General features: G+C 59.7%; 8 protein-coding genes. 3 read left to right on the forward strand and 5 right to left on the reverse strand.

Features of this window, described 5'->3' with window-relative positions; translation table 11 throughout:
• Window positions 1–18 precede the first annotated feature (18 nt).
• On the reverse strand, window positions 19–1,782 hold the full coding sequence (locus Q0063_RS09760) for a DUF342 domain-containing protein (protein ID WP_297871790.1): 1,764 nt from the start codon (window positions 1,780–1,782) through the stop codon (window positions 19–21).
• 206 nt (window positions 1,783–1,988) lie between these two features.
• Here Q0063_RS09760 and Q0063_RS09765 point away from each other — a divergent pair, with 206 nt between their 5' ends.
• Window positions 1,989–2,393 carry a DUF5655 domain-containing protein gene (locus Q0063_RS09765; RefSeq protein WP_297871791.1) on the forward strand — a complete coding sequence of 135 codons (405 nt, stop codon included), beginning with the start codon at window positions 1,989–1,991 and terminating at the stop codon, window positions 2,391–2,393.
• A complete protein-coding gene (locus Q0063_RS09770) occupies window positions 2,393–2,605 on the forward strand; it encodes a hypothetical protein (RefSeq protein WP_297871792.1) in 213 nt (70 codons plus the stop codon). Before Q0063_RS09765 ends, Q0063_RS09770 begins: the two co-directional genes overlap by 1 nt.
• A gap of 255 nt (window positions 2,606–2,860) precedes the next feature.
• Here the strand turns inward: Q0063_RS09770 and Q0063_RS09775 are convergent, their stop codons facing one another.
• Window positions 2,861–3,808, reverse strand: a complete 948-nt coding sequence (locus tag Q0063_RS09775; protein ID WP_297871793.1) for an L-lactate dehydrogenase — start codon at window positions 3,806–3,808, stop codon at window positions 2,861–2,863.
• Between the two features lie 168 nt (window positions 3,809–3,976).
• Here Q0063_RS09775 and srtB point away from each other — a divergent pair, with 168 nt between their 5' ends.
• Window positions 3,977–5,128 (forward strand): class B sortase, encoded by a 1,152-nt coding sequence (srtB, locus tag Q0063_RS09780; RefSeq protein ID WP_297871794.1) that lies wholly within the window; start codon window positions 3,977–3,979, stop codon window positions 5,126–5,128.
• Between the two features lie 328 nt (window positions 5,129–5,456).
• Here the strand turns inward: srtB and Q0063_RS09785 are convergent, their stop codons facing one another.
• From Q0063_RS09785 to Q0063_RS09795, 3 genes are read right to left on the reverse strand one after another with little or no spacing between them, the layout of a single operon-like run.
• Window positions 5,457–6,395, reverse strand: coding sequence for a hypothetical protein (locus Q0063_RS09785; protein WP_297871795.1), 939 nt, complete (start codon window positions 6,393–6,395; stop codon window positions 5,457–5,459).
• A gap of 14 nt (window positions 6,396–6,409) precedes the next feature.
• The gene (locus Q0063_RS09790) at window positions 6,410–7,030 is read right to left on the reverse strand and encodes a hypothetical protein (RefSeq protein ID WP_297871796.1); all 621 of its coding nucleotides are present in this window, start codon (window positions 7,028–7,030) and stop codon (window positions 6,410–6,412) included.
• A 14-nt stretch (window positions 7,031–7,044) separates the two neighbouring features.
• Entirely contained in the window at window positions 7,045–11,085 is a 4,041-nt protein-coding gene (locus Q0063_RS09795) for a hypothetical protein (RefSeq protein ID WP_297871797.1), read from the reverse strand.
• Window positions 11,086–11,102: the final 17 nt, after the last annotated feature.

Genomic DNA, 11,102 nt, shown 5'->3' on the forward strand with positions numbered 1-11,102 from the left:
CGCCTCACAGCCCGGTCCTCAAATCAGCCGGATTTCCCCGTCGGCCAGAGCGGCGTTGCAGGGGGTCAGGCGGCGCTCAAAGCGGTGGCTGGCCTCTCCGATGGTCAGGACGGTGCCGGGGTAGACCACGTCGCAGGCCATGCGGCGGACGCCGGGCCCCTTGGGGTCCGACTCCAGACGCTCCCGCTCCTTCTCCAGCTTTTTCAGCCTGCCCCGGTTTCCGATCAGCTGCATCCGGATGCGGCTCATGCGGCTGAGCTTGTCGGGGCTGTCCGGGCGGCGCTCCAGCGTCTCCATCTCCGCCTCCAGCCCCCGGGTCTCCTCCGTCAGCTGCTCATAGTCAAAGCTGCCGCAGGGCAGGCCCCCCAGAAGGATATTGGTCTGGCTCTCCGTCTGGGAGCCGATGACGCCGGCGCTGACCTCATGGGCAGCCCGCACCGTTCCCCCCAGAATGGTCATGCGGCCGGAACGGACCTCCACGCTGCCGTCGCAGTATACGTCACAGTTGATGAGACTGTCGGTGTGCAGGGTTTCTTTTACGTAGATGCAGCTGTTCTCCAGATATTTGGCATAGAGATTCCTCTGGGCCCGAATCACCGCCCGGTCGTCCCCCTGGACGCCCTGGGCCACCACCACGTCGCCGCCGGCCTCCACCGTGCAGGCCTCCACCACGCCGTCCACGGTGATGCTGCCCATGGCCCGCACCGTGAAGCCGCTGCGGATATCCCCGTGAATCAGCACGTCCCCCAGGAAATTGATGTTGCCCACGGAGTAGTCCACATCCCCCGGAATTTCCATCAGGGGCTTGACGTGGAAGCAGGAGGCGTTAAACTCCACATGGCCCGCCATGGTGGCCAGCAGCAGCCCGCCGTCCCCGGAGAGCTGGGTATTCCGCCCCCTGGGCACCGTGGCCGCCCGGCCGTCCCGGGCCCGGATTTCCCGGCCGTCCACCGTCTGGCCCGGCACGCCCCTGGTGGGCGCTATGATGCGGCAGATTTCGCCGCCCTTTTCGATGTTGCTGATAAAATCCACCGAGGCGTAATCCACCCGGTTATGTTCATCCACCGCCAGTGTCCGTTCCGTGGTCCGGGGAAAGAGGTCCACCACCCGCCCGTCGGCGCCGTGGACAGGGGGCGTCCCCCGGGCGGCGGTAAACAGGCGGAAATAGCGCTCCGTCTCCTGGGGCAGGCGGTCCAGCAGGGCTTCGTCGACGCCGAAGCACACCTTCTGTTCCTCCAGAGCCTCTGTCAGCATGGCCCTGTCCAGCTTCCGGCCCGCCCCCACAGGGGGATAGACCAGCAGCCACGCCGTGAGCCCGTCGCCGGAGACGGCAGCCATCACCTGGGCGTCCAGACAGGGCGGCGTTTTCTGCTCCCCCTGCCCCTCCTGTCCCCCCGGCGCTCCGGATTTCTTCCCGCTCTTCCGGGGATAGACGGCGTCCAGGCGCTGGTTGGCCGTGACGTTGATTTTCATCTGAAGCCGCCGCAGCTCCTTTTCCGCCTCGTCCTCCGGCAGAATCTCCGCCCCCGGCTCCTCCAGATACAGCACGGGCCGGGGCGCCCAGCCCAGCTGCTCCCGGTAGTCCTGCCAGAGCAGCTTCAGCGCGTGCCCCTCCGGCAGCTGGAGCTCGTGCCGGGACGGCGGCGGGGGCCCGTCCCGAACCTCGGGAGCCGGTTCCTCTCTCGCCTCCGGCTGTACAGGGGGTTCTTCCTCCTTCGGTCCGGAGCGGAACATCCGGACCAGGGCCGAGTTTTTCAGCTTCTCTTTCATGTTGGCCGCCACGCCGTACACCTCCTTGGTGCCGCCTTTTCCGGCGGCGCTTTCATCTGGGGGCCGGGTCATCGCGGGGAATCTGTGGTGTCCGGCAGTCTGTTTCCTGCTGGACTTTCTCTCTTTTCTTTATTATAATGGATACAGACCCGTTCTGACAAGAGCGAATTTCCCAAATACCCAGACAAATCCATCCCGTTTCCGGAAAGGAGGCCCCTATGCGGCATTCCGAATACTACATGGACGACGTCCTGCGCTTTTTCCAGGGCCGGCCCCCGGAGCTGGCCCTGTATGAGGACCTGTTCCGCCGGCTGGAGGAGGCATTCCCCGACGCCCTGGTCAAGGTGCAGAAAAGCCAGATCAGCTTTTACGGGCGGCATCTCTTCGCCGCCGTCTCCCTGCCCCTCCGCCGGAAAAAGGACTGGCCGGAGAACAGCATTCTGGTCACCTTTGGCCTCTCTTATCAAAAGCAGTCTCCCCGAATCGCCGTCGCCACGGAGCCCTATCCCAACCGCTGGACCCACCACGTTCCCGTCTCCGCCTCCGGGCAGATCGACGGCGAGCTGCTGGACTGGCTGAGAGAGGCCTGGCAGTTCTCCGAGAGCAAGGGGGGCCGGTCCTGATGGAGCATACCGCCTACGAGCTGCGGGAGGCCCGCCGGTCCATCGCCTCCACCCTGATGAGGTGCGAAAAAGCCCTTGAAAAGCTGACGCCGGGAAAATCCCAGCATACCCTGACCGCCCGGCGGATCGCCGCCTTTCAGATTGCCCTGGAGCTGATTGACCGGGCCCTGCTGTCTCGGCGCCTGTTTAAAATCTCCCCGCGCACGTCTTGACAGTGTATTTTCCGCCCTGACTGCGTTAAAAATCCTTGCCATCCGTCAGGATGCCTGCGGATTTTTGCCTTGCAGGACAAAAAATCCCCTCGCCAATACGCACACGTTGAGATATTAAACAGGCTCTCAGGAATAACCCCAAACGCGGCCGCGCCCCTCGGCGCGGCCGCTTTCTGCCGTTCCCTGCTTTCACACCGGGAGGGATGTGTCCGCCCTGTCCGGTGCGGACCAAGCTGCCCGGGACCTTCGGCGGGCTCACAGGTTCAAGGTCCCGATAGCCTCCCGCATCTGGGCCGCCGAGGCCTCCAGCTCCGCCTGCTCCTCCCGGCTCAGGGGAATCTCCAGAATCTCCTGGACCCCCTCCCGTCCCACAATGGACGGCAGGCTCAGGGCCAGGCCCTCCATGCCATACTGTCCGTTCAGCGCCACGGAGACCGGCAGCACCGCCCGTTCATCCTTGACGATGCAGGCGGCAATCCGGCCCACCGCCATGGCGATGCCGTAATAAGTGGCCCCCTTCCTTCGGATAATCTCATAGGCGCTGTCCCGGACCTCCCGATAGAGCCGTTCCCGGTCCTCCCGGCCCAGGTCCTGGCCCCGGATGCGGCAGAAATCCTCCAGAGCCAGGCCGGAAACATTGGCCTCGCTCCACACGGCCAGCTCACTGTCTCCGTGCTCACCGATGATGAAGGCGTGGATGTTCCGGCTGTCCACCCGCAGCTCCGCCCCCAGGAGCTGCTTGAGCCGCCCGGTATCCAGCACGGTGCCGGAGCCGATGACCCGCTCCCTGGGATAGCCCGACAGCTTCCACGCGGCGTAGGTCAGCACGTCCACCGGGTTGGACACCACCAGCAGGATGCCTCCGAACTGCCGGGCGGTGATCTCCCTGAGGACAGACCGGAGAATCTCCGTGTTTTTTCCAATCAGGTCCAGCCGGGTTTCCCCCGGCTTCTGGTTGGCCCCGGCGGTGATGACTGCCAGGGCGCAGTCCGCCAGATCGTCATAACCCCCCGCCGTAATCTCCATGGCCGCGCCGTAGGGCAGGCCGTCCCGCAGGTCCATGGCCTCTCCCTCCGCCTTGTCCCGGTTCGCGTCCAGCAGCACCAGCCGGGAAAACAGCCCCTGCTGTAAAAACCGGAAGGCGATGGACGCCCCCACCTGACCGCAGCCTACAATTGCCGCTTTTCTAGGATCAATTTTCATGAAACTCCTCCTTTCCCGTCTCTATTTGGCCCCCTTTTCCCGAAAATATACAGAGGCAAACCGGCAAAAACCCCGCCCTCCGGCAATTGAAAACCGGTTTGAGGCGTGTTATAATAGAGTCCGGCCCGCCCCCGGAGGGCCTGGACTCTACTGATGGAGGGATGCCTGGTGAACAAGCGGCTTCGCAAAATCCTGACAATCGTGTTCGCCCTGATTTTTGTGGGCAGTCTCTGCGGACTGCTCTGGAACGAGCTGGACCGGCAGAAGGGAAAAGAGGCGTATGAGGAGGCGGAAACCCTGGTGGGAGAACCGGATTTCTCCGCTCTGCCGCCCCCTACCCTGGACCCCCTTCCCCAGCCGGAGGAGGACCCCGACTCCGAGGAGCCGGCCCCGGTCTACGTGGACCCCTACGCCGATCTTCTGCGGAACATGGATTTTTCCGCCCTGCGGGAAATCAACTCCGACGTGCTGGGCTGGCTGCTGGTGCCCGGCACCAATATCTCCTATCCCCTGCTCCAGGGCCGGGACAATGACCAGTATCTGCGGCACACCTGGAAGAAGAATTACAGCGTGGTGGGCTCCATCTTCCTGGAGAGCACCAACCGCAAAGACCTCAGCGATTTCAACACCATCGTCTACGGACACCGGATGCGGAACGGCACCATGTTCGGTTCTCTGAAATACTACAAAAATCTCAGCTACTGGAAATCCCACCCCTGCGTCTACATCACCGACGACAACGGAAGCCATAAATACAGCATTTTCGCCGCCTATGAGGTCAGCACCTCCGGCCTGACCTACCGGCTGAGCTTCCCCGGCGATCAGTCCAAGCAGGAATTCATCGACTTCTGCCTCTCCCAGTCCGTCATCGACACCGGACTGGTTCCCACGGTCAACGACCAGATTCTCACCCTGTCCACCTGCACCGGCCAGGGCCACGCCACCCGCTGGGTGGTTCAGGCCTATCAGGCAGGCCCCCCGCCAGAGGAGCCCGAACCTGAACCCACTCCCGAACCAGAACCCGAGCCTCCCGCCGGGATGCCAGTTCCTCCGCCTGAGGAGGAAATCGACTGGGGCATCGAGATTCTGCCCCCGGCTCCCCAGCCTGACGCCGAGGGCGGTTCCGGCGGGGAACAGGACGGCCTTTCTTCGGATGCTTCGGACGCTTCGAACGCTCCGGACCCCGGCGGTGAGCTTCAGGAAGGCCAGGACACACAGGATACCCAGAACGTTCAGGACATCCAGAATGCCCAAGACGTTCAGGACGTCCTGAGCGACCAGAACCTCCAGGACGCTCAGCCCCCCGAAGCAACTCCCTGAGCGCAGACCCTGCGGAAAGAAGTCCCTTGGTCCCCAAGAACCTTGAACGAAAACAAAAACCCGGCTGTCCACATGGGGCGGCCGGGTTTTCTGCCTTTTCCGCCCGCGGCCTCTGCCACCCCTCCCCGCCGGAAACAGGAACGTGCTCCCGTGCCTTTCCGTAAAAGGAACGCTTTCCGACGGAGCCTCCCCCATTTGAGGCCCGCCCAGCTGCTTTTCCGCCCATGCCCCCGACCCAAGGAACCGCCCGCCGGAGCGCAAAAGCGCAAAAAAGCAAAAAACGCAAAAAAAGATATCCGGCGAAAGCCGGATATCTTTTTAAGTACGCTTACCGCGCCGCTTTTTCCTTGGACCTGCGGCCCGTGGTCATCAGGACGATCATGCCGCCGCCGCTCAGAACGGCCAGACCCAGCCAGACCATCATCATGGCGGTGTCGCCGGTCTCCGGAGGCATTCCGGTCAGAGGCACGCCCTCGTCCTCGATCTCCTCTTCAGTGGGAGGCGGCGTCTCCGCCAGGGGGACGGCGGGGTCTTCGATCTCCACATCGGGAGCGGGTGCGGGGGGCGGGGTGGGCGTTCCGCCTCCACCACCGCCACCGCCTCCGCCGGGAGGCGTGGGACGGTCAGGCACATCGGCCAGCGTGTCGGCATAGAAAACCCAGTCGATATAGGCCGCCTTGTCGGCAAATTCATTTCCGGCCTCGATATCAACGCTCAGCTCCACCGTCAGCGTCTCGCTCTGCCTGCTGCCGGGGCCGAATCTTCCCAGCAGGGCGCCGGCGTTGGTGGCGGGCTCCTGACCCAGCTGGCCGGGGTTCACCGCGCCGATGTCACCCTTGAGACCGTCGCTGATCAGCTTCCGGTTTTCTCCTTCGCCCTGGTAGACGCGGATGGTCAGGTACTCCAGCAGGCCCTGATCGTCCTTCTTTCCGTCCACGTGCTTAACGTGGACGCCGCCCTCGTCCGCGGCGCATTCCCGGGCATAGAGATACACGTTGTAGCTTTGCCGGAGGCTGCCCACGTTCAACTGGACGGTCTGCGTCCGGCTGTCGCCGGGCATCAGCTCCTTGAACACGTCCTGGAAGAGGTTTGCGCCGCTGCCATTGGTGTTGAGGGTAAAACGGGGCGTGCCGTTTTCCTCATAGAGGGTCACGCCGGACTGAACCGCCAGGGTTCCCCGGACCGCCAGAGCGCCGTTGGTCAGGCTCACTGCCAGGGCCAGGGCCAGGAAGGCGGTCAGAACACGGGAAATCTTTTTCGTTTTCATGTTGTCCGCCTCCTTCAGGTAGTGGGTTCAACGGGATAATCGGGAGTCCAATAATCCGCCGCATTGTCGCCCCAGGCTTCTCTCACAGCCGTCTTGTTCGGATCCGCCTGGATGGACTGGCTCAGAATGGTCACCTGGAGATGAGCGCCCACAGGGCCCACACCGGAAACAACCGTGCAGGACTCAATCAGGTCCGTGGTTCTGCCGGGTCCGCCGTTCGCCGTCGGCACCAATACCTTATCATAGTAGTAGAAACCATCAACCTGCGGTTTAGTTCCCCAGTCCGCTCCAAGCTTCAGATTATACATCTCCTTTGTCACCGGATCGCCCATGGGATTGCCGGCTTTATCCGCCCAGGTAATTACAATCTTAGCGCGGACAAAGGCGTCCACATTGCTGGTGCCGGAGGATTTGACGTAGACATGTTCCTTGATAGACCCTTTAAAGGGGTCCTCCTCTGTGGTGGTGGTCACTTCGCCGGGCTCGAACACGTTGGTCTTGGTCTCGCTCTGGGCAATCAGATAGGCCAGGGTGCCGCCTACGGAAACGGACAGGATCATGACCAGCGAAAGCACCAGCAGCACCGCCCGCTTTGACATATGGCTCAGCTTCTTGATTCGTTTTCCTCTATACATAACTGGTCACCTCCTTAATCTTCCATCGGTTCGTTGGGGATTTCGTCGTTGATGCCGGTCTCGCGCTCCTCCGGAGCAGCCGCGTCGCCAACTCTGCCTGTGGGATCATCTTTAGGCTCGTTCACACAGAGGAAGTCGTTCTGATTGAAGTCCTCGCTGGACAGCCACTTTTCATTCACAAGTTGGTTTGTGAACGTATAGGTAGCTTCCGGTTTGCCGGCATCCATCCCCCACTCACCCGTCGAACCTGTGTTTTCATACCGCCAGGACCAATTCCTGTCCTCTGTCACGCTATAGTTGCCCACAGGCAGGCCCGTGATGGTCTTTGTGCCCGCGCCGGTAATGAAGACGTCCATCTCAACTTGGTCCGCCAGAGGATTGCCGCTGCCCTTGACCTTGAACAGGAAGCTGTCCTTGTCGCTGTACACGCCACCTGTAATCTGTTTCTCGATGTTCAGTGTACAGGTCTTTACATGTACGGTAAAATTAGCGTCTGCGGGCTTGGCGCAGCTTGTGGTACAGCCGCCTGTACTGTCGGAATTGGCCTGCCAATTCCAGTAAACAAAGCTGCCAATCGCAAGACCGTCTATCTTTTCTATATTGCCGATTTTAGTAACCTTCGCGGTCACAGGCGTGTCTTTTACATACAGCTCCTCATACAGGCTGGCAGAATCCGTCATGAAGTCGAATGTCAGCTCAGGAGGCGTTCCCTCGGGAAGTGCCGCAACAACCTTCGCAAGATTGTTCATGTAAGCCCATTCCACTTTCACATAATCCTTTGCCCTGTATTCCTCCGCTATAAACTCCGGCATACCCTTATAAGTAGTGGTATCCTGGAAGGTCACGGTAGGCTTGAACACATGGACCAGGAACTGACCAATCTTGGGCTCAAAGTTGATAGAGCGGACAATGTCATCACAGGGATGGTGCTCGAAAGTCACCTTATCAAGTGGAATATCTGTGTCGTTTCCCTGCACCGCTTTAACTATTGCGTAATAATCCCGGTCATACTGGTTTGTGCCTTCGCCATTCTGAGCGTTCACCCGGCCGACGATATCATAGGTCAGCTCGGGAGCCTTGCCTACCATTTCGACAGAATCAGCCACGACATCACTGTGCTTCCAAACCACGCTCTCAGGCATATGCTCCTCAACCGGCGCTACAACCGTCAAATACGTCCGCATATCACCGAAGCTGACGGTAGGAGTGAAGACGTTGACGTTGGCCTTTTTGCCCTCAGCAAATTTTGCCGTCCCATTCACGACAGTGCCGCTCTCGGTGGGCTCGACCACCCGGCTCACGGTATATTCGCCGTCCTTGATGTTGGAAATCTCCTGAGTATCGGGGTCCAGCACCGCCGGAGTGTTCAGCTTCGCGTAGTCGGTTCGCCAACCCAGGGTGCTGTAATCGACATCATCCCACTTCCCATCTGCGTACTGAACCCGGATTTTGTTGCCCTTGTGCAGTTCATCCGCACCGGGGGCGTGGTTGCTGTAATAGATGTTCACATCCTGGGGAATCAGCTGAACATCCAGCAGAGGAACGTCCGTCCTGGGAGACTTTACCTCCCCCTCTTCATTCTTCAGACCCTGGACGCATACAGTCCCGCCCTGGTCAAAGATACCGGACTGGCTGGTAACGTTTGTAGGAACGTTGTTGCCTCCCCAGAATTCATTTTCACGCTCAATGGGAATGGTGACAACCAACTTCCGGCCTCTGAGCATATTGCCGTTCTTATCCTTAAGAACCACGTTCTCTGCGGCGGAGAAATCAAAGTCTACTACCTTCACTGTTTTGCCGTTGACTTCAACATCCACCGGCTCAGCTCCCCCATTGGTGGTCATGCTCACGGCCTCCGCGGAAACATTGCCTCTCTCCGAAATCTTGAAGTACTGGGAAATCACGTCCTGCAGAACAGGGTTAGTCAGATCGACCTTCGCCTGAATCTGGTTGCCGATTTCCTCAAACACGCTTTGCAAGGTCTCCGTATTGGAAGCGGAAGAAAAGCCGCCATTGGAAATCTGAGTCAAAAGATGGTTTGCGTATCGAGATGCTTGATTATCCCAGACGGGAGGCACCCATTCACCGTTCGCGTTCTGTTCCAGATTATCGTCGCTTTTCGGAACAGTCTTATAGCTGCTGTCCTGATTCTCAGAACTGCTACTCGCTCCGCTGTACACGCCAATAGAATAAAGTGTTGTCTCACCCAATGCGCTTGCCGCATCCTGCATAGCCGCAGCTTCGGTCGAATCAAACGCCGTGCCGCCGCTGACCAGCGCCGCTCTATAATCAGTCTTCTCGCCCGGGCGTCCGCTGGTGAAGAGAATCACAATCCGATCGCGCTCTACGCCTGTATAATCTGCATTATCCAGAATCTCTTTTGCCTTGTCCAAACCCGTTGAAGGTTTATTTGTGGTTTCTTTCTCCACTTGATAGCCTATCGTAGGAGTGCTGCTAATAACTTGCATTCCAAGAAGAGTCTCAGCATCATTGTTATAGCCGACTACAGCGACCCTGTGCTTATACGCCTCTTCAGAAATCTGGTCGTTCTTCTCGGCCATCGTATTTAAGAATTCATTAACAGCCTCCTCCATGACCTTCTCACGGGTGTCGTATGTCTCATTTCCGAAAAATTCGCATTTTTTCGTCACACCGACATAACCGTCACGGCCAATATGGTCTCCTGTAATATTGCCACTTTTATCAACGCCTGCTATCCACATGCGTCCGAATGTGTGATCACCAATACCTTTGCTGCATTCGCTGCCTCCAGCTAAGGTTTTGAAGTCCTTCGCCTCCAGCCCATTCATAGCGGTCATCGCCTCTGTCCCACTTCTAAACTGGTAATAATCGACGCCGTTCACTGTTTTGACATAATTATCAGTCAGTCTATCAGTTTTAAGAGAGTGCCCGCATTTCTGTCCGTCATAGATAAGGTGCCCGGCGCCGATGTGATCTTCCTTGGGGATCATCTGACCGCACCCATTGCAGTAGCTCATCATCTCAGACTGATCCAGCACCAGCACGATATCGGCAGGCTTCACAGTAGCTTCGGCATAGGCCTCGATGGTCAGCTCGCCTGTCGCCGCATTATAAGTTTTCTTGGTATGCAGGCCCTCGACCCTATTGCCCGGCAGTACCGGATCGCTGTCGGGGTCGACCTGCCTGGCCATGGCTCTGCGCTGGGTCTTCTGTGGGCCAAGGGTATTTGTCTCTTTCGCCTTCGAAGCCACCAGGGGGCCGACATTAACGCTGTCTTCAGGGGTGACATAGGGGATGTAGCCCTCGTTGTGAGGCAGTTCCACCCCTTCCAGCGCCGCCCGGTGGGCCTCCAGCGCAGCCAGCTCCTCGGCGGTCAGGGCGTTCCGCTCGTCGGCGGCGGCCTCGTTCCAGATAGCGTCGTACTCCTCCAGGGACGCCGCCGCCATCAGCCGTTCATACAGCGTCCCGCCCACCGGCGGAATCACAGGCTGCTCCAGCAGCGCCAGCGCCGCCAAAGCGTCCTCCACGGCCTTCTTCTGCTCCGCGGTCAGCCGGTCGTACAGGGGGCTGTTCTGAATGGCCTCCAGCTCTTCCCTGCTGGTCTCGCCGGTAATGGCGTCGGCCTTGCCGCCCAGCTCATCCAGAGCTTCCTGCTCCTCGGGGGTCAGAGGCGGCTTGTTGATATCCTCCAGATCGCCCTGGATTTTATCCTTGTCCTCGGCCTTCACGGGGTTTCCGTTTTCATCCAGAATCTGGTTGCCCTCGTCGTCCACCAGATAACCGTCCTTGTCGACCTTGTTCCCTTCCTCATCCACAAAATAGGGGGGCTCTTCGGTCTCGCCGGGGTTCTCCCCATCGGGATTCTCGGGCTCCGTCACAGGGGGCTTTTCCCCGTCGGGATTCTCAGGCTCCGTCACGGGAGGCTTTTCTCCGTCAGGATTCTCCGGCTCCGTCACGGGAGGCTTTTCTCCGTCAGGATTCTCCGGCTCCGTCACAGGAGGCTTTTCTCCGTCGGGATTCTCCGGCTCCGTCACAGGAGGCTTTTCTCCGTCAGGATTCTCCGGCTCCGTCACAGGAGGCTTTTCTCCGT

This window comes from uncultured Oscillibacter sp., from assembly GCF_947654275.1.
Lineage (GTDB): Bacteria > Bacillota > Clostridia > Oscillospirales > Oscillospiraceae > Oscillibacter.

What these genes read in the sequence shown, in the direction of transcription:
- Q0063_RS09765 (WP_297871791.1), top strand. Translation starts at nt 1,989, where the DNA reads ATGCGGCATTCCGAATACTACATGGACGACGTCCTGCGCTTTTTCCAG.
- Q0063_RS09770 (WP_297871792.1), top strand. Translation starts at nt 2,393, where the DNA reads ATGGAGCATACCGCCTACGAGCTGCGGGAGGCCCGCCGGTCCATCGCC.
- Q0063_RS09775 (WP_297871793.1), bottom strand. Translation starts at nt 3,808, where the DNA reads ATGAAAATTGATCCTAGAAAAGCGGCAATTGTAGGCTGCGGTCAGGTG.
- Q0063_RS09785 (WP_297871795.1), bottom strand. Translation starts at nt 6,395, where the DNA reads ATGAAAACGAAAAAGATTTCCCGTGTTCTGACCGCCTTCCTGGCCCTG.
- Q0063_RS09790 (WP_297871796.1), bottom strand. Translation starts at nt 7,030, where the DNA reads ATGTATAGAGGAAAACGAATCAAGAAGCTGAGCCATATGTCAAAGCGG.